This is a genomic window from Collimonas fungivorans Ter331 (assembly GCF_000221045.1).
Taxonomy (GTDB): Bacteria; Pseudomonadota; Gammaproteobacteria; order Burkholderiales; family Burkholderiaceae_D; genus Collimonas; species Collimonas fungivorans_A.
Map to the genome: position 1 here is coordinate 990,184 of NC_015856.1, position 25,412 is coordinate 1,015,595.

Genomic DNA, 25,412 nt, shown 5'->3' on the forward strand with positions numbered 1-25,412 from the left:
GAGAACCTGTGCCCACGCATGACCGCGATAACCGGAGGCTTAATACGCTGCCGGCGTCAGCAAGGCATTGATTTGCTGCAGGTCTTCTTCCTTCAGGGCGCCTACCGCTGACTTCAGCTTCAGGCTATTCATCAGCGTATCGTAACGCGCCTTGGCCAAATCCCTGCGGGTCGAGTACAGCTGCTGCTGCGCGTTCAGCACATCGATATTGATGCGCACGCCAACCTGATAACCGAGCCGGTTCGAGTCCAGCGACGACTGGCTGGAAATCTCCGCCGCTTCATACGCCTTGATCTGGGCCAGGCCGCTGTTGACCCCCAGATACGCCTGGCGCGCATTCAGCGCTGCATTCCTGCGCGCGCTCTCCAGGTCGGAGCGTGCCTTGTCTTCCAATGCCACCGCCTGCCGCACGCCGCTGTTGACGGCGCCGCCGGCGTATAGCGGGATCGTCCATTGCACGCCGATCGAGTTGCCCGTCTGCGAAATATTATAAAAAGGAATAGGGCTGCCGCTGACATCCGAATGCGCGCGGCTGGCTACCAGGTCGACCGTCGGCAGATGGCCGGCGCGGTTCCTCTTGATCTCGTATTTTGCGCTATTGAGCGCAATCTCCTGGCCCACCACGCCGAAATTCTGCTGTTCGGCGCTGCTGACCCAGTTCTCGATCGCAGCCGGCTGCGGCGCGCTCAGCTGGACGCCGGCGCGCAGAGTCGCCAGCGGCGCCGGGGGCTTGCCGATAATCTGCTGCAGCACATTGCGAGCGACTTCGAGGTTATTGCCGGCGGCGATTTCCTGCGCGATCACCAGGTCGTAGCTGGCCTGCGCCTCGTTGCTGTCGGTGATGGTGGCGGTGCCGACTTCGAAATTGCGCTTGGCCGAAGCCAGCTGCTCGGCAATCGCGCTTTTCTGAGCTTGCAGCGTCGCCAGCACGTCTTGCGCCGTCAGCGTGTCGAAATAAGCCTGGCTGACGCGCAGCATCAGGTCTTGTTCAGCCTGGGCAAACTTGACCTCGCCGGCGGCGACCGACAGCTTGCTTTCCTGGTACTGCTGCCAGTACGCCGGGCGGAACAGCGGCTGGGTCAGCTGCAGGCTGTAATTGTTGGTGATGGTTTTCCAGGATTCCCCGGCACGGCTGTAGTTGCCGCCGAAGCCGACTACCGGCAGCAGGGCGGCGCGTCCCTGGACGCTGGCTTCGTTGCTGGCGCTGAGCGCATAACGTGCGCTGGTGTATACCGGATCGTTGGCCAGCGCTTGCTGATAGGTCTGGACCAGGTCGACTGCATGCGCATTCACAGCCATAGTCAGCAATACGCTTGCGATCAACGAGGCCATCAGGGTATTGCGCATTACACTCTCCGGAACAGTGGCGGCAGGTGGGTATGGTCTGGCTCAATAAGGCCTAGTAGGTCGGCATGGCCGGATCCACCTGCTGCGCCCAGGCGTGGACGCCGCCGGTCAGGTTGCTGACCGCGGAGAATCCTTGACGCTCGAGAAACGCGGCGACCTGCATGCTGCGCGCGCCATGGTGGCAGATGCAGACGATCGCCTGGTCCTCTTCCAGGTCATTCAGGCGGGCCGGCACCGTTTGCATCGGCATCAGCTGAGCGGCGGCGATGTGGCAGGTCTCGTATTCCCACGGTTCGCGCACGTCCAGCAGCAACGGCGTCGGACGCTGCGGATCGGCGATCCAGGAGGCCAGTTCTGAGGCGGTGAGATGTTGCATGGGCAGGCTTAGAATTTGAATTGGGAGTGAACGGCAGCTTCGCGCAGCGGTTTGACGTTGGTTTCAAACAGGTGGACCGTGCTGTAGTTGCTGTCCGAAGTACGGGTAATGATCTGCGCCGACATCACCGGCGCTTCACCCAGGATGGCGACAATCCGGCCGCCGACATTGAGCTGCTTGAGGAAGGCGTCAGGCAGCGTCGACAGCGAGCCGGAAATCACGATCACGTCGTAGGTCTTGCTTGCGCCTTGGTCCCAGCCCTGGGCGCCGTTGCCAAGCACTACCTCGACATTGGTGATGCCGTAGGCCGCCAGATTCTTTTCGGCCAGCGCTTTCAGCTCGGGATCGATTTCTACCGTTGTCACATGCCTTGCCTTGTAGCACAACAAAGCCGCCATGTAGCCGGAACCGGCGCCGATTTCCAGCACCTGCTCATGTTTTTTCACGGCAGCTTGCTGCAGCAGGCGCGCTTCGACCTTGGGCGCCAGCATGCTTTCGCCGTTCGGGCCAGGCAGCGGGATTTCGGTATCGGAAAACGCCAGGCTCTTGTAAGCGGCAGGGACGAATTCCTCGCGCCGTACTACCGTCAGCAATTCCAGCACGTCCAGTTCCAGCACGTTCCAAGGGCGAATTTGCTGTTCGATCATGTTGAAGCGGGCTTGTTCGATATTCATGGTTAAGGCTCGGTAGTGAAAATAAAGGGCTCATTCTATCAAAGGCCACCCTCAAAACCTATTGCACGCTACGCTTTGCTGAGCAGGCCGTGCAGGCAAAGATCGATAAAACTGTCCAGGTAACTGCCGGCATCCACCGGCTCCACATGGCAGGGGTTGAGCGGCTGTTGCCACATCATCAGCATGATCACCGGCGCGATCAGCACGTTGGCGGTCTGCCGCACGTCGATCGCGCGAAACTCGCCGCGCTCTATGCCACGCTGCAGCAGGCGCACGATCATGGCTTCGCTGCGTTCGCTGACTTCTTCGCGATGAAAGGCCGCCAGCTCCGGGAAATTGCCCGACTCGGCCATCAGCAGCTTGGTGATGCCGGACAGCTTGGTGGCGCCGATCTGCTCCCACCAGCCCAGCAGGATTTCGCGGAACAGGTCGGCGCTAGGGCCCTGGTAGCCGTCGATGATATCTTCCGCTTCAGCCAGCGCCGGCAGTATGTTTTCGCGCACCACCGCCTTGAACAAATCTTCCTTGCTCTCGAAATACAGGTACAAGGTGCCCTTGGAGACGCCGGCCAGGGCTGCGACGTCGCCCAGCCTGGTGGCGGCAAATCCGCGTTCGACGAACAGGTCCAGCGCAGCCGCCAGCAGTTCCTGCGGGCGCGCTTCCTTGCGTCTTGCCCAGCGGGGTTTGGAGCTGAAAGGGCAGTTCATGAATACTGAGCATCTTTAATTAATGACTTGAGAGTCAGTAATGTAAGCGGCAACCGCGGGAGTGTCAAGAAAGGTTGGCGTGCGCGCTGGAACTTTGGGGTAGGCGCGGCGATTGCCGGTAGAATCTGGCCTTCGTTTAAACCGGTGTTGTCACAGGCTGCAGATGTTTTCAAAAAAACCATTAATTGGCGGGGGCTTGGCATGAGCGCGCAGGGCGTCGCTTGCCGCCCGGATTGCGGCGCCTGCTGCACGGCGCCGTCGATCTCGTCGCCTATCCCTGGCATGCCTGACGGTAAGCCGGCGGGTGTGCGCTGCATCCAGCTGGACCAGGCCAACCTCTGCCGGATTTTCGGCAGTCCCGACCGTCCCGCGGTATGCGCCAGCCTGCAGCCGGCGCCGGACATGTGCGGCAATTCCCGCGCACATGCCATGCATTATCTGGCGACGCTGGAACGATTGACTGCCATGTAAGGTCTGTCTGCAGACAGAATAAGGAAAATCCGAATGCAAATGAAAAATTACGTGCCTGTTACGAAAACGCCGGTGCTGCTGGTTTTGCTGGCGACGCTGCTGCTATCTTCCTGTGCGGCCCTGATCGGACCGCGCGATGTTGAATTCCCATTGACCAAGCTGCAGCAATCGGTAGACAAGCGCTTGCCGTTTTCCCAGCGTTATCTGGGCCTGTTTGAAATAACTGCGAACAAGGCTCAGCTCAGTTTGCCTCCTGAACAGAACCGCCTGGCCATGACAACCGACGTGATCCTGACCATGCCGCTGCTGGGCAAGTCGTGGAGCGGCAAGATGGCGATCTCGGGCGTGCTGTTCCTGGACAATCCGCATAACGCGGTGACCTTGCAGGAGCCGAAGCTGGACAGCCTGGTGCTTGACGGGCTGGATAACACCTACGCTGCGCAAGTCACGCAGATCGGCAATCTGCTGACGCATCAGCTGCTGACCAACCTGCCGCTGTATACCTTCAAACCTGAAGACCTGCGTTATGCCGGCGTCGCTTTCATGCCGACAAAAATCGGCACCCGGGCGGAAAATCTGGTGGTCACGTTTGAACCGGTAAAATAGCCGGCAGGTTTTAAGAAAACACTCGCAACAATACGATTGCCAGGGCGGTATCATTCGCCCCGGCGCTTGATTTCCTTTCTCTTACTACTCCCACACTACATGGATATTATTCTCGCGTTAAAAGTGCTCATCATGGGCCTGGTCGAGGGATTCACCGAATTCCTGCCTATCTCGTCAACCGGCCACCTGATCCTGGCCGGCAGCTTGCTGGATTTCACCGCTGACATCACGCGGGAAAAAGCGGAAGTGTTCGAGATTGCCATCCAGGCCGGCGCGATTTTCGCAGTGTGCTGGGAATACCGGGCCCGCATCGGCGCGGTGTTGCGCGGCCTGACCAGCGATCCCAAGGCTCGCAAGCTGGTTGTCAACCTGGTCATCGCCTTTGTGCCGGCTGCGCTGCTGGGACTTTTTTTCAGCAAGATGATCAAGGAAAAACTGTTTGCACCGTTGCCGGTGGCGATCGCGCTGATCGTCGGCGGTTTCATCATCCTCTGGGTCGAGCGCCGCAACAAGGGCGGCGACCGTGTCGCCCGGGTCGAGTCGGTGGACGACATGAGTGCGCTCGACGCCCTGAAGATCGGCATTGCCCAGGCGTTTGCGCTGATTCCCGGCACCAGCCGTTCGGGCGCCACGATCATCGGCGGCATGATGTTTGGCCTGTCGCGCAAGGCGGCTACCGAGTTTTCGTTTTTCCTGGCGATTCCCACCTTGTTTGCCGCCACCATCTATTCGCTGTACAAGGACCGCGCGCTGCTGTCGGCCGCCGACATCCCGCTGTTTTCGATCGGCACCATCGCCGCCTTCGTGTCAGCGTTCCTGTGCGTGCGCTGGTTGCTGCGTTATATCAGCAGTCATGATTTCACTGCATTTGCCTGGTACCGGATCGTGTTCGGCCTGGTGGTGATCGTGACCGGCTACACCGGCTGGGTCAACTGGACGCATTGAGCCGGAGGGTTGTCCACGCGAATTGCCCGCGTTTTAAACGATAGTTGTCTCACCCTGAACAGGAGAATGTTGTGGCAGGTGTATGTTCCGCTGGTACCGATATCGGGTTTGCATCGCTGGATTACGTGCAGGTCGCGATCCTTGGCGTAATTCAGGGCATCTCTGAGCTATTGCCGATTTCTTCCACTGCGCACATGCGCATCGTCCCGGCCATACTGGGCTGGCACGATCCCGGCTCGGCGTTTTCGGCGGCGATGCAGCTGGCGGCGCTGGCGGCCGTGGTCAGCTACTTCTGGCGCGATGTGCGCGAGGTGACCGTCGGCAGCATCAACGCGGTACGCGAGCGCAATTTCAGCAGCCCGTCATTCCGCCTAGGGATGGCGATCATCCTGGCGACGATTCCGATCGGGATCGCCGGGCTGGCGCTGGCGCCGGTGCTGAACGCCTGCGGCTCGCCGCTGCGCAGCCTGAGCGTGATCGGCTATGCCTGCATCGCCATGGGAGTGTTGCTGGCGATTGCCGAATTGAGTTGCCGCCATCGCCGCACGGTCGGCGAGATGCGCTTGCGTGACGCGTTGATAGTCGGCCTGGCGCAGGTAGGGGCGCTGATTCCGGGCGTGTCGCGTTCCGGTTCGACCCTGACTGCCGCCTTGTTCCTCAACTTCAAGCGTGAAGAAGCGGCGCGCTTCTCTTTCCTGCTCGGCTTGCCGGCGATCGCCTTGGCCGGCTTGAAAGAGCTGCTGGTGCTGTTCCATCTGCATATGCCGCTGGAGACCTGGATGCTGCTGATTTTCGGCCTGGTGGTCGCCAGCGTGTCGGCGTTCGGCGCGATCTGGGGATTGATGAAGTTCCTGGAGAAATTCTCCACCTGGCCGTTTATCGTGTATCGCATCGCCTTGGGGATTTTCCTTCTGGTGGCTGTGCACAACGGGTTCCTTAGCTAAATAAATATTTGATGTCACACTCGCCACATCCAGACGTATCCGCCGGTTCCGACCCGCAAGCACTCCACATACTGCAAACGGTATTCGGTTATCCCTCTTTCCGTGGCCAGCAGGCTGAGATTGTCAGCCACGTAGCCAACGGCGGCGATGCGCTGGTATTGATGCCGACCGGCGGCGGCAAATCGCTGTGCTACCAGATCCCGGCCTTGCTGCGGGATGGCGTCGGCGTGGTGGTGTCGCCGCTGATCGCGCTGATGCAGGACCAGGTCGATGCGCTGGCCGAAGTCGGCGTGCGCGCTGCCTTCCTGAATTCAACGCAGACCTACGAAGAAGCGTCGCAGATCGAACGCCGCGTGCGCAGCGGCGATCTCGACCTGGTGTATGTGGCGCCGGAGCGCCTGCTGACGCCGCGTTGCCTGGACTTGCTGGAATCGTCCAAGATCGCCCTGTTCGCGATCGACGAGGCGCACTGCGTTTCACAATGGGGCCATGATTTCCGGCCCGAATACATCAAGCTGTCGATCTTGCACGAGCGTTTCCCGCAAGTGCCGCGGATTGCGCTGACGGCGACCGCCGACCAGCAGACCCGCGAGGAAATCGCGCTGCGTCTGCAGCTGGAGCAGGGCGCGCGTTTCGTTTCCTCTTTTGACCGCCCCAATATCCGCTACCAGATTGTCGAGAAGGCCAACGGTCGCAAGCAGCTGCTCGACTTCATCCAGAGCGAGCACGCGGGCGACGCCGGCATCGTGTATTGCTTGTCGCGCAAGAAGGTTGAAGAGACCGCCGAATTCCTGGAGCAGCAGGGGATCCAGGCCTTGCCTTACCACGCCGGCATGGACTATGCGCAGCGGACCAGGAACCAGGGCCGTTTCCTGCGCGAAGACGGCATCGTGATGGTGGCTACCATCGCTTTCGGCATGGGAATCGACAAGCCGGACGTGCGTTTTGTCGCCCACTTGGACCTGCCGAAAAGCATAGAGGGCTATTACCAGGAAACCGGCCGTGCAGGCCGCGACGGCGGGCCCGCCAATGCCTGGATGGCGTATGGCTTGCAGGACGTGGTGCAGCAGCGACGCATGATCGACGAATCGGAAGCCGGCGAAGTCTTCAAGCGGGTGCTGGGCGTCAAGCTCGATGCGATGCTCGGCCTGTGCGAAACCTTGCATTGCCGGCGTGTGCGTTTGCTGGACTATTTCGGCCAGGGTTCGGAGCGTTGCGGCAATTGCGATACCTGCATGAGCCCGCCGGTGTCGTTCGACGCCACGGTGGTGGTGCAAAAGCTGCTATCGACGATCTACCGGGTCGACCAGCGTTTCGGCGCGATGCATGTGATGGATGTCCTGCGCGGCATCGATTCCGACAAGATCAAGCAATGGCGCCACGATCAGCTTTCCACCTTTGGCATCGGCAGCGATCGCAGCGAAGCGGAATGGCGGGCCATCTTGCGGCAGTCGATTGCGTTGGGCTTGATCACGGTCGACCATGAAGCGTACAGCGCGCTCAAGCTGACCGACGCCGCACGCCCGGTGCTGCGCGGCGAACAGCCGGTGCAGTTGCGGCAGTACCAGAAACCGGTCAAGCAGAAACGCAGCGGCAGCAAGCCCAAGGGTTATGTCGAAACCGACCTGTCGACGCTGGAGCAGGCGATTTTCGAGAAGCTGCGCTGGTGGCGGGTCGAGACTGCGCGCAAGCACAACGTACCGGCTTACGTCATCTTCCACGACGCCACCATGCGCGAAATCGCCAAGGCGCAACCGGCGTCACTGGGCGATCTACGCGGCGTCAGCGGCGTTGGCGAGAAGAAGCTGGAGACCTACGGCGCTGAAATTGTCGAGCTGATTGCCGAATTCACCTGACGTCTCGGCGGCGCTCGGCAGCAGCGCCGCCAAGCTATTTAAGCGGTAGTGCCCAAGGCCGCCATCAGGGCCTGCCTGATTTTCGCTTCTTGCGGCGCTACCCCAAAACCCACCATCACCCCCTGCGCATCAAAGAAGCGGCAGACGGTAGTCGCGCCATCCACTTCAGTTTCCCAGCGTCCGGCCGCCACCGCATGTGACGGCGGCGGCACCAGCGCCAGCGGGTAGCTCGGGGTCTTGACGATCACCGGTGAATGTTTCAGGTCGATCGCAGTATCTTCGCCCGTCAGGGTCTTGGCAATCGCACGTGCGGCGGTAAGGATAGGCGCGATGTATGGCAAGGGGCTGGTGCGGCCTTCGCTGTCGACGCGGTACTCGGCGCAGTCGCCCAGCGCATAGACATCTGGAGCGCTGGTGCGGCCATGGCTGTCAATCATGATGCCGCGGCCGGTAGCCAATTTGGCTGCCTGCGCCAGCGCCAGGTCAGGACGCAGGCCGACCGCGGACAGGACCACATCGGCGATCACTGTTTCGCCGTTCGACAAGGTGAGCTTGATTGCGCCGTCGGCACGATCGATGCTGGCGGCGGCGGTTCCGAGCTGGAGGCCGATGCCGCGAGCAGTCAGCGCTGCCTGCAAGCCTTGCGACAAAGCCGGCGCCGCCAGCGCTGCCAAAGGCAGGGAATTGGGATCGATCAGCGTCACCGTGTGGCCATGCGCCGCCAGGTCGTCGGCAAACTCGCAACCGATCAGGCCGGCGCCCAGGATTGCTACCCGCGCCGTTGCCTGTTGATCCGGCAGCAGCTTGGCGCGGAAGGTGGCGTAGTCTTCGATGTGATTGACCGACAGCACACGGTCGGCGGCGTCGCCGGCGATGTTCAGGCGGATAGGCTGGGCGCCGACGGCAATCACCAGCTGCGCATATTCGAAAGCGCCGCTGCTGGTGTCGACCACCTTGGCCGCGGTGTCGATGCCCTTGACCCGGGTCTTGGTCATGATGCTGGCGCCGATCTGTTCCGCCATCTGCACCGCGCTTTGCGAGATCAGCTGCGCCGCCAGTTTCTTTTGCGCGAAAGCATTGGACAGCATCGGCTTGGAATAGAAGCCGCCATCGTCGGCAGTAATGACCAGCAGCGCAGCTGTCTTGTCCAGCTTGCGCACCTCGCGCGCCAGAGAATATGCAGCCATGCCGGCGCCGATGATGATGATGGGTTTCATGAATGTCCTGAAGGATGGTTGGCGGTAGCGAGGAACGCGATGTGTGGCATGTTCGCCGCGGCAATATTTAAGGCGGCTAATTTTACAACAAGCGCTCGGATCCCCAATCATTTCAAAATCAGGCCCGGCGGCGTAATGCCGTTCAGTTAAGGCGGAAATAACTTCCGTCTAGGCGACCCGGGGCTTCTGCATAGGGATAATAGTTTTTAAGATTTAATTTCTGAAATTCAATAGTTTTTATAGATCGACCTATGAAATAGCTATTCACCATGCGAAATTCACATAGTTGGCCGCGACCAGTCTGATAAAATCAAAGACTTTCACTTGTTACGCTTGGGGACAGACGCATATGGATTCGATGATCGATAAAAAAGAAGAACTTCGTCAACAATTGCGTCAGGCGGCGCTTGAGTACCACGAGTTTCCGACCCCGGGGAAAATCAGCGTCACCCCGACCAAATTACTGACTAACCAGCGCGACCTGGCGCTGGCGTATTCGCCAGGCGTAGCTGCCGCCTGTGAAGAAATCGTGGCCGATCCGGCCAATGCCTTCCGCTACACGGCGCGCGGCAACCTGGTCGCCGTCATCACCAACGGCACCGCCGTGCTGGGCCTGGGCAACATCGGGCCGCTGGCGTCGAAGCCGGTGATGGAAGGCAAGGGCGTGCTGTTCAAGAAATTCGCCGGCATCGATGTTTTCGATATCGAAATCAACGAAACCGATCCGGCAAAGCTGTGCGATATCATCGCCTCGCTCGAGCCGACCTTCGGCGGCATCAACCTGGAAGACATCAAGGCGCCGGAATGCTTCGAGATTGAGCGCAAGCTGCGCGACCGCATGAAGATCCCGGTATTCCATGACGACCAGCACGGCACTGCGATCATCGTCGGCGCCGCGATCTTGAACGGCCTGAAAGTGGTCGGCAAAGACATCAAGAGCTGCAAGCTGGTGGTGTCCGGCGCCGGCGCCGCGGCGCTGGCCTGCCTTGACCTGATTGTCGACCTCGGTTTCCCGATCGAAAATATTTTCGTCACCGACCTGGCCGGTGTGGTCTACAAGGGCCGGGTCGAACTGATGGATCCGGACAAGGAACGTTTTGCCCGCGAGACCGATGCACGCACCTTGGCCGAGCTGATTCCCGGCGCCGATATTTTCCTCGGCCTGTCGGCCGGCGGCGTGCTCAAGCAAGACATGGTCAAGGCGATGGGTCCGCGGCCGCTGGTGCTGGCGCTGGCCAATCCGACTCCTGAAATCCTGCCGGAAGACGTCAAGGCTGTGCGCGACGACGCTGTCATGGCGACCGGCCGTTCGGATTATCCGAACCAGGTCAACAACGTGCTGTGCTTCCCCTACATTTTCCGTGGCGCCCTCGATTGCGGCGCCACTACCATCACGCGCGAGATGGAAATCGCGGTGGTGCATGCGATCGCCGAGCTGGCGCAAGCCGAGCAGTCGGACATCGTCGCCACTACCTACGGCATCACCAATTTGTCGTTCGGCCCTGAGTACATCATTCCAAAGCCGTTCGATCCGCGCCTGATGATCAAGATCGCGCCGGCAGTCGCCAAGGCCGCCGAAGCGTCCGGCGTCGCCAGCCGTCCGATCAAGGACATGGAAGCCTACATCGACAAGCTGCAGCAGTTCGTTTACCGCAGCGGCACGTTCATGCGGCCGCTGTTCCAGATCGCCAAGAAGACGGCAACGGAGAAGAAACGGATCGTGTACGCCGAAGGCGAAGAAGAACGCGTACTGCGCGCAGTACAGGTGGTGGTTGACGAAAACCTGGCGCGTCCGATCCTGGTCGGCCGGCCGGCGGTGCTGCAGCAGCGCATCGAGCGCTTCGGCCTGCGCCTGAAAGCCGATGTCGATTTTGAAGTCATCAACCCCGATTTCGACGAACGCTACCGCGATTACTGGCAGACTTTCCTGGCGATGACCAAGCGCCAGGGCGTGACCGAACAGTACGCAAAGCTGGAAATGCGCCGCCGCCATACGCTGATCGGTTCGATGGCGATCCACAAGGGCCATGCCGACGGCATGATCTGCGGCACCTACGGCACTACCAGCCTGCATTTAAACTATATCGACAAGGTGCTGGGCCGGCGCGACGGCGTCAACGTCTACGCCGCGATGAATGCGCTGATCCTGCCGAGCCGGCAGCTGGTGCTGGTCGATACCCATGTCAATGAAGATCCGACCGCCGAACAGCTGGCGGAAATCACGATCCTGGCTGCGGAAGAAATGCTGCGTTTCGGCATCAAGCCGCGTGCAGCCTTGCTCTCCCATTCCAATTTCGGCACCAGCAACAGCGCTTCGGCGCAAAAAATGCGCAATGCCCTGGCCATCATCAAGGAGCATGCGCCGGACCTGGAAGTCGACGGCGAAATGCACGGCGATACCGCGCTGGACACCGAACTGCTGCGGAAAGTGATGCCGGATTCGTCCCTGAAAGGCGACGCCAACCTGCTGGTGATGCCTAACATCGACGCTGCCAACATTGCCTACAACCTGCTCAAGAATACTTGCGGCAACGGCGTTGCGGTGGGCCCTATCCTGCTGGGCTGCGCCAAGCCGGTCCATATCCTGACGCCGTCGGCTACCGTGCGTCGCATCGTCAACATGACTGCGCTGTGCGTAGTGGATGCGATTTCGGCACGCTAAGACGGAAACAGCAGTAACAGACAAGTAGCAATAGAAGGACCCAGCTTTACCGCCAAGTGACCGGCGGCAAAGCTGGGTCTTTTTTTTGCGGCGGACATCTGCGGCGCGGATAAAACGTGTAAATTGCATTAAAAAAGAGGTATTACAACTTCAGGAGATGCGATGTCCCACTATCCCAAGAGCCCGCTGATGGGGCAGATGATGAGCCAGCCATTGCTCATCTCCAGCATTATCCAGCACGCCGACCGCTATTTCGGCCGCAATGAAATCGTGTCACGGCGGGTCGAGGGCGATCTGCACCGCTATACCTACAGCGATTGCCACCGGCGTGCACGCAAGCTCGCCAATGCCCTGGGGGCGCTAGGCGTGGGCATGGGCGAGCGGGTCGCTACGTTGGCCTGGAACGGCTACCGGCACATGGAGGCGTATTACGCCGTGTCCGGTTCCGGGGCGGTGCTGCATACCATCAATCCGCGCCTGCATCCGGAGCTGATCGCTTATATCGCCAACCACGCCGAAGACCAATACCTGCTGTTCGATATCTGCTTCCTGCCGCTGGTCGAGGCGGTAGCGCCGCTGGCCAAGACCATCAAGGGCTACATTGCCCTGTGTGATCCCGAACTGATGCCGCCAGACAGCAAGCTGCCGAACCTGCTGTGCTACGAAGCGCTGCTGGAGCACAGTCCGGATGACTATAGCTGGCCCTTGTTTGACGAGAATTCCGCCTCCAGCCTGTGTTATACCTCGGGCACCACCGGCAATCCCAAGGGCGCCTTGTATTCGCACCGATCGACCGTATTGCATTCGCTGGCCTCGATCATGCCCGACACCATGAACATATCGGGGCGCGACGCGGTGTTGCCGGTAGTGCCGATGTTCCATGTCAATGCCTGGGGTTTGCCGTACGCGGTGCCGATTACAGGCGCGAAGATGGTATTTCCGGGGCCGGCGCTGGACGGCAAATCCGTGTATGAATTATTTGAACAGGAACAGGTCACCATCTCCGCCGGCGTGCCGACTGTCTGGCTCGGTTTGCTGAATTACATGGAGCAGAACCAGCTGAAATTTTCCAGTTTCAAGCGCACCATCATCGGCGGTTCCGCCTGTCCGCCGGCCATGATGCAGGCTTTGCGCCATCGTTACGGAGTCGAGGTAGTGCATGCCTGGGGCATGACCGAGATGTCGCCGCTGGGCACATCTTGCTGCCTGCAGACCAGGCATCTGTCGTTGCCGGCCGAGCAGCAGGAATTGCTGCTGCAAAAGCAGGGCCATGTAATCTACGGCGTCGACATGAAGATTGTCGACGACGCCGGCGAGGAGTTGCCGTGGGATGGCGAAACCTACGGCAACCTGCTGGTCAAGGGACCCTGGGTTATCGATACCTATTTCAAGAATGAAGGCGGGGTGGTGTTGCAGGACGGCTGGTTTGCTACCGGCGATGTGGCGACCATCGATGCCGACGGCTACATGCAGATCACCGACCGCAGCAAGGATGTAATCAAGTCAGGCGGCGAATGGATCAGCAGCATCGACCTGGAAAACATCGTGATGGCGCACCCGGCCGTGCAGATGGCGGCCTGCATCGGCATCTTTCATCCGAAGTGGGATGAGCGGCCGTTGCTGGTGGTGGTCCGGAAGCCGGGCATGGAGGTGGACAGCGCGCAGCTGATCAAATTCTTCGAAGGCAAGGTCGCCAAATGGTGGACACCGGATGATGTGACGTTTGTCGACGCCTTGCCGCTTGGCGCCACCGGCAAGCTGCTGAAAAACAAACTGCGGGAACAGTTCAAGGAATATGTCTTGCCGACCGCATGAGGCCATGCGCCAGCCGGCTCATTCAAATTCGCCCGATTGTTTCCACGGCACGCGCCCGGTTTGTACTTTGCCGGCGGCGCGGTCGCAATGATCGGGATGGTCGTCAAAAAACATGTGCGGCTTGAAGGCCGCCAGCACATCCGACTTGACGATGCCGCCCATGAAAAAGGTTTCGTCGATGGCGACATTCCAGGCGCGCAGGGTACGGATCACACGCTCATGGGCCGGCGAGGAGCGCGCCGTAACCAGCGCGGTGCGGATAGGCGCCGCATGCCCGTCCGGATTCTTGAAGTTGTTCTGGATGTAGGACAGCGCCAGCAGCAGCCGTGCAAACGGACCTTGCGGCAATGGCAGCAGGGCGTTTTCGCGCTCGTGTTTTTCAAAGGCTTCAATCCCCTCGGTCTGGTAGATTTTTTCCGACTCATCCGAAAAAATCACAGCGTCGCCGTCAAAGGCGATGCGGATCTGTTCCAGCTCTTCCAGGGCATTCTCCGGTTTCTGGTACAGCAGCGCCGCTGCCACGCCGGAATTGACCGCGGCCTGGACGTCATCCTCATGCAAGGATAAAAACAGGCTGACATTGAAGGCATGCAGGTAAGGCGCCAGCGACGAGCCGCCTGACAATACCGCGCGGGTGATGTCGAGGCCATAGTGCTTGATCGAATTGAAGATGCGCATCGAGGTCTCGCTGGAATTGCGCGACATCACGACCACTTCGACGAAACGCTGGCCGGTCAGGCGATTCAGCTTCAGCAGCGCTTTCACCAAGGCGAAGCCGGCTCCCGGCTTGAGGATTTCATTTTCATTGCGCAGCTGGTGGCCGCGATATTCTTCCAGGCCATGCTGGCGAAAGATTGCCTCTTCGGTTTCCAGGTCAAATAGCGCACGGGATGAAATCCCGATCACCAGCAAATTATCTAAGGATTGCGGCATGGACGGCGGCCTTAAGGGCGGTAGCGAGAGCGCTCATTATAGGCGCTTGCGTGGGCCTCGACCGACTGCCGGGCAGTGCATTAATGATGCCGTTTTGCAACAATTATTGAAGCGTTGAAGGCGACTTGTTCCCTGCTGTTACGTTACATGTTACGTGTCAAGGGCCGTTGCTGAGTACCTGGCTGTCTTGTCGCTGGGTCATTCAAAATTGGTGTTAGTTATTGATTTTAATGGTTTTTCTTCTCGATTTATAAAAATGGATGTGGATCCGGAAGCACTGTTTCGAGAGCGTTTCTGGTTGGCACGCTCTTTGCGAAAAGACAGTAGGCAAAGCTTTATCCGATTCATCCAAAAGGGAGATAGACCATGAAAGCATCGAAAAAGAACGGCTTGCTGGCGGCATCGGTATTGCTGACGGCATTACTCGCAGGTTGCGGCAGCGGCGGCAGTTTGCTTAGCCATACTGGCGGCGCCGGCGGCACGACGACAACCGCCCCTACCACCCCAACCACTCCAACTACGCCAACCACACCGGACACCCCGACGACGCCTACTGCCAGTTCATCCAACCTGGTTTCGAACCTGGGCACCACCGTATCGAGTGTCGGCACGGCGGTTGACGGTATCGGCAACACGCTGATCAACCAGCTGCCGCTGGTAACGCCCGGCACCAAGACCGCATTGAATGGCGTGGTCGACAATGCCAGCGGCATCGTCACCGTGCTCGGCGGCGGTTTGACTAACGGCCTGGGCCAAATCGGCACGGCGCAGAATCCGGTCGGCATCACTGTCGGCACTGCCGGCGGAGTGGTGGCCCAGGTCGGTGCTACCGTCAACAGCGCCGGCCAGGTGGTGACCAGCCTCGGCGCCAGCGGCCCGCTTAGCGCCCTGGCGCCTGTAACAGCGCCGGTCGGCGGCCTGGTCAGCACCATCGGCAATACTATCTCTGGCACCGTGGCGCCGACGCTGACCACAGCGTTGACCACAGGCCCAGTACAGCAAGTAACGCAAACGGTGAGCACTGCGATCGTGCCTTTGACCAATACTGCAGCAACCTTGCTCCAGACCGTCGGCAATGTCACTGCGCTGAACCAGCCGGCTAATCTGTTGCTGGCCGTGGCCGGCGGCACTGTCGCTAGCGTCGGCAGCGGCCTGACCAGATCGGGTGTGCCTGTCGTCAGCAATATCGGTCCGGTGGTGAGCAATACCGGCAACCTGGTGGGCGGCCTGGCAGTCAACGGCTTGACCACCACTGGCCAGCCATTGCTGGGAAACCGGACCGGCGGCATCTTGCAACCGGTTGACAATGTGCTGATTGGCGCCCTTGCAGGGCCATTAGCGCCAGTGGTCGGTGTCGTCAACGGCTTGACCGGCAGCCTGAGCGGCGCAGCCGCCGGCAGCGGGGCCCTGGCTCCTGTCACTGGCCTGCTGGGCAGCTTGACTGGCGCTGTGGGCGGCGCCAGCGGTGGCAGCAATCCCTTGACTCCGATAACCGGTTTGCTGGGCAGCGTGGGTGGTGCGGCTGGCGCCGGCGGTACTGGCAACCTGCTGGCTCCTGTCACTGGCCTGTTGGGCAGCCTGAGCGGTACGGTAACTTCAGGTGCCGGCGGCAGCGCAAGCAATCCGCTGGCTCCGGTGACCAACCTGATCGCCGGCCTGACCACTACGGTTTCCTCTGGCACTACCGGCAGTACAGGCAGCGGGCAAACTACCGGCTTGCTTGGCGGCTTGCTGGGCGGCCTAGGCAAAAAATAGGCGGCAGCAGCGGTTTGCAAAAAGCCCTGGTTTTTACCGGGGCTTTTTTTCGCGTACGGCAAAACAGTCAAGTTGCTCAGAGGCGAAATGACAACGCCTGCAACAACAAAATAGTTGCATCAGATGAATTATTGCCGTAATTTAACAGTGACTTCAGGTCGCCGAATTTTAGGTCCCGACTAATAAACTGGTTTTGCCGTCGATAACGAACGAGAGCCGTAGCCGCATGCAATTATCCACATCGAAGTGCTACCGCCGCGCCGCGGTAATCATGATCAGCGGTGTTTATTGGCTCACCATGTCGTACCCTTTGCTGGCACATGCCGATGCGCGCAGTCCGGTGCAAGGCAACCCGGTCGACACCTTGCCTAAAGCCGAAGCGCCGCCAAGCGCGCCGGTGACCATCAATATCCAGACCCAGGCAGTCGATCCCGCGCTGCAAAACCTGCTGGCCAGCCATCTGACGCCGTCGCGTTTCCAGATCGCCGGCGTCAAGACCCTGCCGTTCGAGCAAGTGGCCGCGCTGTTCGCGCCGCTGGCCAACCGCGATACCACCGTCGCCGAATTGCTGGCTGCCGCCAACAAGGTCACGCAGATGTATCAGGACCAAGGGTATCCGCTTTCCTTTGCCTTCATCCCGGCCCAGAGTTTCGAGAACAACGTGGTGGTGGTCACGGTGGTCGAGGGTTACGTCAAGAATGTCAAGATCGAAGGCAATCCCGGCGGCAGCGAAGAGCGCCTGAAGCGGGTCGCGGAACAGCTGCAGCAGGAACGGCCGTTGCGGCGCGCCACGTTTGAACGGGTGGCCGGCATCCTCAGTCTGCAGCCGGGCGTCAAGATTGTCGCCAACGTGGCGCCGCCGACCACGACCGACGGCGCGGCCGACATGGTGCTGACGGTGACGCGGCGGCCGATTACGGCTGGAGTCGGCGTCGACTACCGGCAGCCCGGTATCCGCGGTTTGCTGACCGCCAGCACCAACGGCTTGACGCCGCTGGGCGAGCAGGTGACGGTCAGCACATTGCAGCCGAGCGGGCCGCAGGATGAAAAATATTATGCGATCAATTATGTCCAGCCGATCGGCACCGATGGCATGCTGGCCAGGCTGAACTGGTCTGACTATCGCGCCAAGCCGGAAAATTCGGCGTTGGAAAGTCAGCACTTTGAAGAGCAATATCAAACTAAAACAGTACGCACCGGCGGTTCCCTCAGTTATCCCGTGATCCTGGATAACACACATAATCTGACGGTTACAGGCGGCGCTTATGCTGCCGAAAATACTCAGGTCTTTACGCCTGCCGCTCCGTATGTGCCAACCCCCATCAAACTTAGTTCTCAAGTGAGGGTACTAAGCGCGGAAGCGGCCTGGACAGATGTCAAAACAAGTCCGGAAAAATTGCAGCAGACGCGCCAGCTGAATGTCGGCATATATAAAGGCGTAGACGCACTCGGCGCCAAACGCGAGAACAGCAATGTCGATCTCGGCTTCACCAGGGTCACGGTGCAAGCCTCGCAATCGAACCAGCTGCCAGGCGGCTTCGGCATGGCGGTGGCGGTCGGCACGCAGTACAGCAGAAATATCCTGCCGACCTCCGAGCAGATCGGCTTCGGCGGCAAGCTGTTTGGCCTTGCTTATCCGGCTGGCGAACTGGCAGGGGATAAAGGGTGGGGCATATCGGCAGAAATCAACCGAATGTTCCCGATGAGTTATACCTATCTGAAGTCGGTGCAGCCGTATTTTCTGGTGGATCACTCGCGTATCTACTCGAATGCGGGTCCTTTGATCCACGACACCTTGGGTTCTGTTGCGCTGGGGGTACGCTTTTCAGATGGCCGTTATTACACCCTGGACCTGTCGCTGGCGAAGCCGGTAGCGGACATTCCTGTCAATTCCAGCTCACGATCGCCGCGCGTGAATGCGAGCTATTCGTATCAGCTGGATTAAATTTCACGCCGTCTCGGCTGGATTGATTTTCGGATTGCATACCAGTGCCGGGTTTTTTGTCCGCTCCGAACGATTTTCTGTGCACCTCCGTACCGACTCCAACGTTAAGGAAGTATCGCGCATCTGCCGCTAAAAACGGTTGTCCATGCGTGCATCTGTGATGTCGGGCGATGTGTAAAACAGTAAGACCAGTCTGCATTTTTATGATGAATAAAACTATGGAAAGTGCATGTCGATAGTTGAAATTTTGTTTTGCCTAAAAGTAACTATTGCTTGCTTTGATGTAACTATTTTTTTCGCGATGCAAAATGCTATTTCAGGGTAAATCCATATTTCTCCTATGAAGAGCTAACTAGAGGAATCTCTCTAATAATGTGTTTCTTAAAGGAAAAATTTATCTTGAGGTAATTTTTAATCGGGGCTATGCTGATACCGCGTAGTCCGAATTCAGGGGGCTTGATTCACGGCTGAATGTGGAGTCGTTCGACCGGGGATTGTTGCGCAAAAAGGCTGCAGATTTAATGAGGTATGTGCTTTTTCAGGAGATCACAATGAACGCCAAATTAATGAAATTTCTTCGGGATGAAGATGGGGTTACCGCTATCGAATATGGCCTGATTGCGGGATTAATCGCGGTAGCCATTATCGTTGCGGTTACGCTCGTGGGCACTGATTTGGCAGCCTTGTTCAACAAGATAGCCGGGAAACTGCCCACCGGTACGTAACGCAAGCCAGACGCATGCCGGATACAAGCCTTATCTTGCCTCAGCTGTTTCTGCTGTTTTGCGTTGCAATCTTTTTATACGATTATTTGTTTCGCCGCGTCCCTAACAAATTTTTGCTGATTGCAATGGTTGTGCAGCTGGGATGTTTGCTGTGGCTTGGCAAAGGCCTGAACGAGATAGGCTGGCTGAATGCGTTATCCGGTTTTGCAGTTGGTCTGGCGTTTTTTTTGCCGCTATATGCATTGCGGGCGATGGCGGCAGGTGATGTCAAGTTTTTTGCTGTGCTGGGGTTTCTGCTTGGACCAGGTGCGCTTTTGCCGGCTTTCTTGATAGCTTCTTTGATTGCCGCGGTCCATGCAATAGTGATGTATGTCTCGCGTTTGGGAATGGTGCCTGGCTTGCAGTTGATTTCAATGCGCATCATGCGCTGGCCATTGTGCCAACGGGTATTGGAAAAACGCGGCAAGCGTGTAGGAATTCCTTATGCAGCCTACCTGGCATTGGCCGGGGCCTGGATAGGAATGCATGGCGCTGGGATAGTGCCAGGTTTTACCTGAGTTCTTGTTTGCATCATGCATGCCGGCATGACAGATGCCAGCATGCACTGATCGTATCAGCGGTAAAGATCGGGAGCAGGGATGTATAACAAATATAAAGATACGGCCCGTCCCGGGAGGGCATCGGGAGTACGACACACCGCTCAGGGTGGTGTTGCAGCGATAGAATTTGCTTTGGTCTTTCCAGTGCTTTTTGTACTGTTGTACGGAATCATTACCTATGTGCTGATTTTCCTGGCCCAGCAATCTTTGGCGCTGGCGGCGGAAGAAGGCGCGCGCGCTGCGTTGCGCTACACCACTGCGGATCGCGGCACGATTGCCTGCAACACCGCGACTCAACTTGTTAAATGGCTAGGCAGCAATGGCAATGGCAATCCGATTGCCACCTGCGTTCCGACCGGACCCGTCGCGTGTGCGTTCCCCGCGGGTACCAGTGCGCAATGCATCACGGTCAAGGTTACATACCCATATAGCACTCAGCCTCTGGTGCCGCTGCTGCTGGGATCACTAATGAATGTCGCGATACCCGCCACGCTGGCGAGCTCCGCCACGGTGCAAATTAATTGAGAAGGCCTTTGACCAGGACCATTTATTTGCTGCGCATCCTGTCGGTATTGAATCAATGGGTGGCTAACCCGGCCTTCTCATTGATTTGAGCCTGATATGGCATGAAACCACTTTGAACGATCTCTCTGTTCGGATAGGCATCGAATACACGCTATGAATAACCTCACAAAAATTGTTGCAGCAATATTGGTGGTGGCTGCCCTCGGTCTGGCGTTTGTAGCGTGGTGGCTGGGCAGCCGTCCGCCGCCGACGATTTCCGCGGTGCCGGCGCCGATCACCAAGAACGCCAGCCAGTACGAGGTGGTGGTGGCGGCGCGGGCGCTGGTTGCGGGCAAGGCGATCGCCACCGACGACATCAGCCTGGTGGCGCTGCCGATCAATCCGGCCGGCGCTTATAGCCAGGCCAGCTCGGTGGTCGGTAAGATTCCTTTGATTGATATCGGCGCTGGCACGCCGATCACCGAAAGCGGCCTGGCCAGCGGCCTGGCGGTAAAACTTGCGGATGGCGAGCGGGCGGTAGCGATCCCTGTCGATGAAATTGTCGGCGCCGGCAACCGCGTCCAGGCGGGTGACTACGTCGACGTTTTTTTCACTCTCAAGCAAGGCCAGGATAGCGAAAAGACGCAGTCGCGTTTGTTGATGTCGCGCCTGCATGTACTGTCTTACGGGGCGGCGGTGATTGGTGCTGCTCCCGCGGGCAGCAGCGGCGGAGTAGTGCCGTCTCAGCAAGCCTCGCAGCCAAGCCAGCCGGCGCAGCCGTCGCAGCAGGCTCAGCCAATTGCCCGCACCGCGGTGCTGGCGACGCCGGTCGCGGATGTAAACCGGCTGCTGCTGGCAACCCAGAACGGCAAGCTGATGCTGGCGCTGCGCAATCCCAGTGACGAAGCAATTCCGGATCTGGCGCTGTTTCCAACGCCGGCTACCGTACTTGCCGGTAAAAGAGACTTGACGCGCGACCAGCAAGAAGCACTGAAACAACCGGATAACCAGGCGTTTGCCGGCATGGAAATGAACGGGCTGGCTGGCGATTCCAGGTCGTCGGCGAGCTATAAACCGGCCGCCGCGCCAAGAGCAGCGACCGGACATAGCGCCAATAACCCTGGCACAGTTGAGGTAATCCGCGGCACTCAGCGGGAATCGGTAGCTTTCTGACGCGAGAAGTTTTTCAATGACGGGTTTATATCAATAACGGGATTGACCGCAACTCATGAAAATTCACGACCTAGCCCTGCCATTGCTGCTCAGCGCAAGCGCAATTCCAGTCTTTTCCATGGCCGCCGCCGCGGATATCACGCTCGCCATGCACGAACAGCAAAACCTGCCGGTTGCGGGGACGCTGGAGCGCATTGCCGTGGCCGATCCGGAAGTGGCGGATGTGTTGATGGTGCGTGGTTCCGGCGGCAAGAATGGCAGCGTGATCCTGGTCGGGAAAAAGGCCGGCGTCACTACCGTGACAGCCTGGGCCAAGGGCATGCCGGCCAATACCTGGCGGGTGACCGTGCAAGGCGACTTGCAGGCGGCCGTGGCAGGGCAGGGAGGGGCCGACGTCAAAGTGCGTGGCGCCGCCAGTGTGATCAGCGGGCAGGCGCCGTCATTGCTGGACCATACAAAAAGCAGCGCTGCCGCTGTAGACGCGGCGGGCAAGGGCAAGGTGCTGGATATCTCGACTATCGATGGCGGCAACGTGGTGCAGATCGATGTCAAGATCGTCGAATTCAGCAAATCGATATTGAAGGAAGTCGGTTTCGATTTCGGGCTGTTGGTGAACCGCGGCAATTTCAGTTTTAATCTGGGCAGCAATCTCGCTTCCAACGGCGGCTTAACGTCGGCATCATCGGCATTCGGTTTGTTGACCAAGTTCAGCCGGGGCAGCTACAGCTTGAGCAGCAACTTGCGTCTGATTGAAGGCAACGGCATGGCGCGCGTGCTGGCGGAGCCATCGTTGACCGCGCTTTCCGGCCAGAGTGCGAGTTTCCTGGCCGGCGGCGAACTGCCTGTCCCGCAGTCCGGCGGCCTCGGCACCACCACTATCGTCTACAAACCGTTTGGCATAGGCCTGACCGTTTCGCCGACCATCCTGGCAAAAAACAGGATTGCCTTGAAAGTAGCGCCGGAAGCTAGCGATGTCGACTATACCAAGGTTGTCGTCGCGGACGGCATATCGGTGCCTTCGATTAGCACCCGGCGTGCTGATACGACGGTCGAGTTGGGCGACGGCGAAAGCTTCATCATCGGCGGCCTGGTTTCACGCACGACGATATCGAACGTCAAAAAAATTCCCCTGCTGGGAGATCTGCCCATTATCGGCAGTTTCTTCCGCAACATGAGTTATACCCAGGACGACAAGGAACTGGTGATCATTGTCACCCCCCACATAGTCCAGCCTATCGCAAAAAATGTGCCGCTGCCGTTGCCGGGCGAAACCGAGGAACGTCGCAATACCGCTGGCACCGCATGGGGAAGTTATCTGCTGGGAGGAGTGAGTCGCGACGAATTGCCGGGATTTTCAAAGTAAGCGCCCAATTTTCTGGATCACATGATGAATGCTCGTAACAAGGCTTTGAATGAACTGACGGCGCTCAGCCGTTTCGTCTTCTGTTCGCGTAACAGCACGCAAGCAGAATGGCTGGGCGCTGCCCTTGGCAAATGGGGCACACTGCTGCAGGAAAAAGCCGATGTAGCCGACTTGTTGTCACGCATAGTAGAACTGAATCCCTTGCTGGTGTTGCTGGATTTTTCCGGCATCGAACACGCCAGCGACCAGGCCGGCGTCCTGGCAATCGATTCTCTTGGCACTACCGCGCATGCAACCGAACTGGCGCGCGCCCTGAGTAAAACATTGCCGGCCTTGCCTTTGGTGGCAGTCGGTTCCATGGCTTTTCCCGAAGGTACGATTGCAGCATTGCGCGCAGGCGTCAGCGATTTCATCGACGTCAGCGCTTCGGAAGACGAAGCGCGCGATGTAGTGCAACGGGTTCTGGCCAAGGCCGCGGCGCGAGCCCCGGCGCCGGTCAAGCGCGGCCAGCTGGTGACCTTGCTCGGCGTGCGTTCAGGCATCGGCACCAGCACGCTTGCCGCACACCTGGCCGACATGATCCAGCAACGCAACACCAGCCACGGAGGTAAACGCAACGCTGCGGACAGCCGGGTGGCGCTGCTCGATCTCGGCCTGCCGGCCGGCGACGGCAAGCTGTACCTGAGCGCCAACGGCAATTTCGATTTCGCCGAAGCCGTGCGCAACCTGCGCCGTTTTGACGAAACCCTGGTGCATACGGCGCTGCCGCGCAGTCCCGGCGGTGTCACCGTGATTTCCCTGCCGCACAGCCTGAGCGAGATGCGCACGGTGTCGCACCACGATGCGCTGGCTTTGCTGGATCGCCTGCGTTTGTACTTTGACGTGCTGATCGCCGATCTCGGCGGTTTCACCAATCATGAATTCATCGCCAACCTGACAGGCGCTGCCGACCAGGTATGGCTGGTGACTGACCAAAGCGTCGGCGCCCTGGTCTCCCTGGCGGGCACCTTGCAGGAACTGAACGGCCGCCATCCTGACGATGGCAAGCGGCACCTTGTGGTGAACCGTTACGACGACCGTTTCGGCATGGCGGCAAGCCAGATCGCCGAGCGTTTCAAATTGCCCTTGCTGGCGACTTTGCCCGAACGCACGCTGAAACTGACTTCCAGCGCCAACCGCGGCAAGCTGCTGCACGAAGTTGCTCCGCACGATACGTATGTCAAGGCGGTGGACGGCCTGATTGATGGCTTGCTCAGCCATGACGAGACGGCAGCGCACAAGCATGGAGTGGGACGCTGGTTACCAAAAATGTTATTGCGAAAGTAAGTAAACAAATAGGCAAGCAGATTTAGGCATGATGCACGCCGCTGTCTCAGAACCTGTCCACGAAAAGACGGGAAAAAGCGGCCCCTGATGAAAGACGGGAGAAACGAACGTGAGTAACCAGATTGAATTTGCCGACGACGATCAAGCGTTTACGAACACCCAGGAATTCCAGGATATCAAGACGGCGGCCTACGATCATCTGCTGACGCGGATTGAAGAACTGGGGGCGGAGTTCGGCCGCTGGTCGCGCAGCGCGATCCAGCAATTCGTCAATCTGGACGTCGACGGTTTTGTCCGCCTGCAGCGCATCCCCCTGAACGAAGCCGAAGTACGGCAGATTGCCGACGCCTTGACCAAGGAGTTGGCGGGCCTGGGACCGCTGGAAGATCTGCTGGCCGATATGACGGTCGAAGATATCCTGATCAACGGCTATAACGACGTGTTTGTTTCGCGCCACGGCATATTGCAGCGTGAAACCCTGCGCTTCACTGACAACGCCCATCTGTTGCGCATCGTCAGGCGTATCCTGGCGCCGCTAGGACGCCGGCTGGATGAGTCGAATCCGATGGTCGATGCGCGCTTGCCGGATGGCGGCCGGCTCAACGTGGTGATCGAGCCGCTGTCGGTAGACGGACCGATGGTGTCGATCCGGAAATTCCGCAAGGAACCGCTGAAGCCTACCGACCTGCTCAATCTCGGCACCATGAATGAGGAGATCTATTCGCTTCTGGATAACGCGGTCAAGGCCCGCTGCAATATCCTGGTCTCGGGCGGCACCAGTTCAGGTAAAACGTCTTTGTTGAATGCGCTGGCGTTTTTTATCCCGGAGAATGAGCGCGTAGTGACAGTGGAGGATACCGCCGAACTGTCGCTTAACCATCCGCACGTAGTGCGCCTGGAATCACGCCTGGGCGGCTTCGAAGGCAGCGGCGCGGTCAGTATCCGCGACCTGATCCGCAACAGCCTGCGGATGCGGCCGGACCGGATTATTGTCGGCGAGGTGCGCGGCGCCGAAGTACTGGAAATGCTGCAAGCCATGAATACCGGCCATGACGGATCGATGGGCACGATCCACGCCAATACGCCGCGCGAATGTCTGTACCGGATCGAAATGCTGGCCGGATTTGCCGGCTTCCAAGGCAGCGAAAGCAGCCTCCGGCGGCAGATCGCCGGCGCGCTCGATTTCATCGTGCAGATCGGCCGGCTTTCCAATGGCCGCCGCCGCATCGTCTCGATTACGGAAGTGACCGGCATGGGCGACAACATCATCACCCTGCAGGAGCTGTATCGGCATGAAAGTTTTATCGGACCGGATGGCGAAGAAGCCGATCGCTGGATATCGCTAGGCATCTTCCCGCATGCACCCAAATTGCAACGCCAACGCCAGCTGGGGCAGCAAAGCACCGGCAGTGCGAATACCGGTGGCCTCGGTCATGCTTCGACGGGCGGCCAGGCGGGGAGGCGCTAGC

22 protein-coding genes are annotated in these 25,412 nt (G+C 59.1%); 16 read left to right on the forward strand and 6 right to left on the reverse strand.

What is annotated here, in order from left to right:
* Positions 1-39: 39 nt before the first annotated feature.
* The 4 genes from CFU_RS04340 to CFU_RS04355 form a co-directional block, all read right to left on the reverse strand.
* Positions 40-1,347, reverse strand: a complete 1,308-nt coding sequence (locus CFU_RS04340; RefSeq protein WP_014004825.1) for a TolC family outer membrane protein — start codon at positions 1,345-1,347, stop codon at positions 40-42.
* Positions 1,348-1,399: 52 nt separating this feature from the next.
* Positions 1,400-1,723: a rhodanese-like domain-containing protein gene (locus CFU_RS04345; RefSeq protein ID WP_014004826.1), complete on the reverse strand. Its 324-nt coding sequence runs from the start codon at positions 1,721-1,723 to the stop codon at positions 1,400-1,402.
* A gap of 8 nt (positions 1,724-1,731) precedes the next feature.
* The gene (locus tag CFU_RS04350; RefSeq protein ID WP_014004827.1) at positions 1,732-2,397 is read right to left on the reverse strand and encodes a protein-L-isoaspartate O-methyltransferase family protein; all 666 of its coding nucleotides are present in this window, start codon (positions 2,395-2,397) and stop codon (positions 1,732-1,734) included.
* A gap of 68 nt (positions 2,398-2,465) precedes the next feature.
* Positions 2,466-3,104 carry a TetR/AcrR family transcriptional regulator gene (locus CFU_RS04355; protein WP_014004828.1) on the reverse strand — a complete coding sequence of 213 codons (639 nt, stop codon included), beginning with the start codon at positions 3,102-3,104 and terminating at the stop codon, positions 2,466-2,468.
* Positions 3,105-3,305: 201 nt separating this feature from the next.
* Here CFU_RS04355 and CFU_RS04360 point away from each other — a divergent pair, with 201 nt between their 5' ends.
* The 5 genes from CFU_RS04360 to recQ all read left to right on the forward strand — a co-directional run bounded on the left by CFU_RS04360 (position 3,306) and on the right by recQ (position 7,926).
* On the forward strand, positions 3,306-3,575 hold the full coding sequence (locus CFU_RS04360; protein WP_041741275.1) for a YkgJ family cysteine cluster protein: 270 nt from the start codon (positions 3,306-3,308) through the stop codon (positions 3,573-3,575).
* A 33-nt stretch (positions 3,576-3,608) separates the two neighbouring features.
* Entirely contained in the window at positions 3,609-4,181 is a 573-nt protein-coding gene (locus tag CFU_RS04365; protein ID WP_014004830.1) for a DUF1439 domain-containing protein, read from the forward strand.
* Between the two features lie 99 nt (positions 4,182-4,280).
* The gene (locus CFU_RS04370; protein WP_041741276.1) at positions 4,281-5,126 is read left to right on the forward strand and encodes an undecaprenyl-diphosphate phosphatase; all 846 of its coding nucleotides are present in this window, start codon (positions 4,281-4,283) and stop codon (positions 5,124-5,126) included.
* Between the two features lie 71 nt (positions 5,127-5,197).
* Positions 5,198-6,070, forward strand: a complete 873-nt coding sequence (locus CFU_RS04375) for an undecaprenyl-diphosphate phosphatase (RefSeq protein WP_041741277.1) — start codon at positions 5,198-5,200, stop codon at positions 6,068-6,070.
* A gap of 11 nt (positions 6,071-6,081) precedes the next feature.
* Positions 6,082-7,926, forward strand: coding sequence for a DNA helicase RecQ (recQ, locus tag CFU_RS04380; protein WP_014004833.1), 1,845 nt, complete (start codon positions 6,082-6,084; stop codon positions 7,924-7,926).
* 38 nt (positions 7,927-7,964) lie between these two features.
* Here recQ and CFU_RS04385 read toward each other — a convergent pair whose 3' ends face one another.
* Entirely contained in the window at positions 7,965-9,143 is a 1,179-nt protein-coding gene (locus CFU_RS04385) for an FAD-dependent oxidoreductase (RefSeq protein ID WP_041741278.1), read from the reverse strand.
* Between the two features lie 349 nt (positions 9,144-9,492).
* On the opposite strand from CFU_RS04385, the gene CFU_RS04390 reads away from it, so the two are divergent.
* Together CFU_RS04390 and CFU_RS04395 are read left to right on the forward strand one after the other, a co-directional pair.
* On the forward strand, positions 9,493-11,805 hold the full coding sequence (locus CFU_RS04390) for an NADP-dependent malic enzyme (RefSeq protein WP_014004835.1): 2,313 nt from the start codon (positions 9,493-9,495) through the stop codon (positions 11,803-11,805).
* Between the two features lie 162 nt (positions 11,806-11,967).
* Positions 11,968-13,620: a 3-(methylthio)propionyl-CoA ligase gene (locus tag CFU_RS04395; RefSeq protein ID WP_014004836.1), complete on the forward strand. Its 1,653-nt coding sequence runs from the start codon at positions 11,968-11,970 to the stop codon at positions 13,618-13,620.
* Between the two features lie 18 nt (positions 13,621-13,638).
* Here CFU_RS04395 and CFU_RS04400 read toward each other — a convergent pair whose 3' ends face one another.
* A complete protein-coding gene (locus CFU_RS04400; RefSeq protein WP_014004837.1) occupies positions 13,639-14,553 on the reverse strand; it encodes a 5'-nucleotidase in 915 nt (304 codons plus the stop codon).
* 366 nt (positions 14,554-14,919) lie between these two features.
* Here CFU_RS04400 and CFU_RS04405 point away from each other — a divergent pair, with 366 nt between their 5' ends.
* From CFU_RS04405 to CFU_RS04445, 9 genes are all read left to right on the forward strand, one after another.
* Positions 14,920-16,308, forward strand: a complete 1,389-nt coding sequence (locus tag CFU_RS04405; protein WP_041741279.1) for a collagen-like triple helix repeat-containing protein — start codon at positions 14,920-14,922, stop codon at positions 16,306-16,308.
* A 271-nt stretch (positions 16,309-16,579) separates the two neighbouring features.
* Entirely contained in the window at positions 16,580-18,253 is a 1,674-nt protein-coding gene (locus CFU_RS04410) for a ShlB/FhaC/HecB family hemolysin secretion/activation protein (protein WP_041741281.1), read from the forward strand.
* A gap of 551 nt (positions 18,254-18,804) precedes the next feature.
* The gene (locus CFU_RS04415; RefSeq protein ID WP_081466550.1) at positions 18,805-18,978 is read left to right on the forward strand and encodes a Flp family type IVb pilin; all 174 of its coding nucleotides are present in this window, start codon (positions 18,805-18,807) and stop codon (positions 18,976-18,978) included.
* Positions 18,979-18,992: 14 nt separating this feature from the next.
* Positions 18,993-19,535: an A24 family peptidase gene (locus CFU_RS04420; protein WP_014004841.1), complete on the forward strand. Its 543-nt coding sequence runs from the start codon at positions 18,993-18,995 to the stop codon at positions 19,533-19,535.
* 81 nt (positions 19,536-19,616) lie between these two features.
* Positions 19,617-20,102 carry a TadE/TadG family type IV pilus assembly protein gene (locus CFU_RS04425; RefSeq protein ID WP_041741285.1) on the forward strand — a complete coding sequence of 162 codons (486 nt, stop codon included), beginning with the start codon at positions 19,617-19,619 and terminating at the stop codon, positions 20,100-20,102.
* A 153-nt stretch (positions 20,103-20,255) separates the two neighbouring features.
* Positions 20,256-21,254 carry a Flp pilus assembly protein CpaB gene (gene cpaB / locus CFU_RS04430; RefSeq protein WP_014004842.1) on the forward strand — a complete coding sequence of 333 codons (999 nt, stop codon included), beginning with the start codon at positions 20,256-20,258 and terminating at the stop codon, positions 21,252-21,254.
* A gap of 55 nt (positions 21,255-21,309) precedes the next feature.
* The gene (locus CFU_RS04435) at positions 21,310-22,617 is read left to right on the forward strand and encodes a type II and III secretion system protein family protein (RefSeq protein WP_014004843.1); all 1,308 of its coding nucleotides are present in this window, start codon (positions 21,310-21,312) and stop codon (positions 22,615-22,617) included.
* Positions 22,618-22,638: 21 nt separating this feature from the next.
* Positions 22,639-23,943, forward strand: coding sequence for an AAA family ATPase (locus tag CFU_RS04440; RefSeq protein ID WP_014004844.1), 1,305 nt, complete (start codon positions 22,639-22,641; stop codon positions 23,941-23,943).
* A gap of 109 nt (positions 23,944-24,052) precedes the next feature.
* Positions 24,053-25,411: a CpaF family protein gene (locus tag CFU_RS04445; protein WP_014004845.1), complete on the forward strand. Its 1,359-nt coding sequence runs from the start codon at positions 24,053-24,055 to the stop codon at positions 25,409-25,411.
* Position 25,412: the final 1 nt, after the last annotated feature.

Bases quoted from the DNA above. Each gene is read 5' to 3' on its own strand.
- CFU_RS04385 (WP_041741278.1), bottom strand. From the start codon at position 9,143: ATGAAACCCATCATCATCATCGGCGCCGGCATGGCTGCATATTCTCTG.
- CFU_RS04440 (WP_014004844.1), top strand. From the start codon at position 22,639: ATGATGAATGCTCGTAACAAGGCTTTGAATGAACTGACGGCGCTCAGC.
- CFU_RS04345 (WP_014004826.1), bottom strand. From the start codon at position 1,723: ATGCAACATCTCACCGCCTCAGAACTGGCCTCCTGGATCGCCGATCCG.
- CFU_RS04395 (WP_014004836.1), top strand. From the start codon at position 11,968: ATGTCCCACTATCCCAAGAGCCCGCTGATGGGGCAGATGATGAGCCAG.
- CFU_RS04350 (WP_014004827.1), bottom strand. From the start codon at position 2,397: ATGAATATCGAACAAGCCCGCTTCAACATGATCGAACAGCAAATTCGC.
- CFU_RS04405 (WP_041741279.1), top strand. From the start codon at position 14,920: ATGAAAGCATCGAAAAAGAACGGCTTGCTGGCGGCATCGGTATTGCTG.
- CFU_RS04390 (WP_014004835.1), top strand. From the start codon at position 9,493: ATGGATTCGATGATCGATAAAAAAGAAGAACTTCGTCAACAATTGCGT.
- CFU_RS04370 (WP_041741276.1), top strand. From the start codon at position 4,281: ATGGATATTATTCTCGCGTTAAAAGTGCTCATCATGGGCCTGGTCGAG.
- CFU_RS04360 (WP_041741275.1), top strand. From the start codon at position 3,306: ATGAGCGCGCAGGGCGTCGCTTGCCGCCCGGATTGCGGCGCCTGCTGC.
- CFU_RS04340 (WP_014004825.1), bottom strand. From the start codon at position 1,347: ATGCGCAATACCCTGATGGCCTCGTTGATCGCAAGCGTATTGCTGACT.
- CFU_RS04365 (WP_014004830.1), top strand. From the start codon at position 3,609: ATGCAAATGAAAAATTACGTGCCTGTTACGAAAACGCCGGTGCTGCTG.
- cpaB (WP_014004842.1), top strand. From the start codon at position 20,256: ATGAATAACCTCACAAAAATTGTTGCAGCAATATTGGTGGTGGCTGCC.
- CFU_RS04435 (WP_014004843.1), top strand. From the start codon at position 21,310: ATGAAAATTCACGACCTAGCCCTGCCATTGCTGCTCAGCGCAAGCGCA.
- CFU_RS04400 (WP_014004837.1), bottom strand. From the start codon at position 14,553: ATGCCGCAATCCTTAGATAATTTGCTGGTGATCGGGATTTCATCCCGT.
- CFU_RS04415 (WP_081466550.1), top strand. From the start codon at position 18,805: ATGAACGCCAAATTAATGAAATTTCTTCGGGATGAAGATGGGGTTACC.
- recQ (WP_014004833.1), top strand. From the start codon at position 6,082: ATGTCACACTCGCCACATCCAGACGTATCCGCCGGTTCCGACCCGCAA.
- CFU_RS04410 (WP_041741281.1), top strand. From the start codon at position 16,580: ATGATCAGCGGTGTTTATTGGCTCACCATGTCGTACCCTTTGCTGGCA.
- CFU_RS04425 (WP_041741285.1), top strand. From the start codon at position 19,617: ATGTATAACAAATATAAAGATACGGCCCGTCCCGGGAGGGCATCGGGA.
- CFU_RS04420 (WP_014004841.1), top strand. From the start codon at position 18,993: ATGCCGGATACAAGCCTTATCTTGCCTCAGCTGTTTCTGCTGTTTTGC.
- CFU_RS04355 (WP_014004828.1), bottom strand. From the start codon at position 3,104: ATGAACTGCCCTTTCAGCTCCAAACCCCGCTGGGCAAGACGCAAGGAA.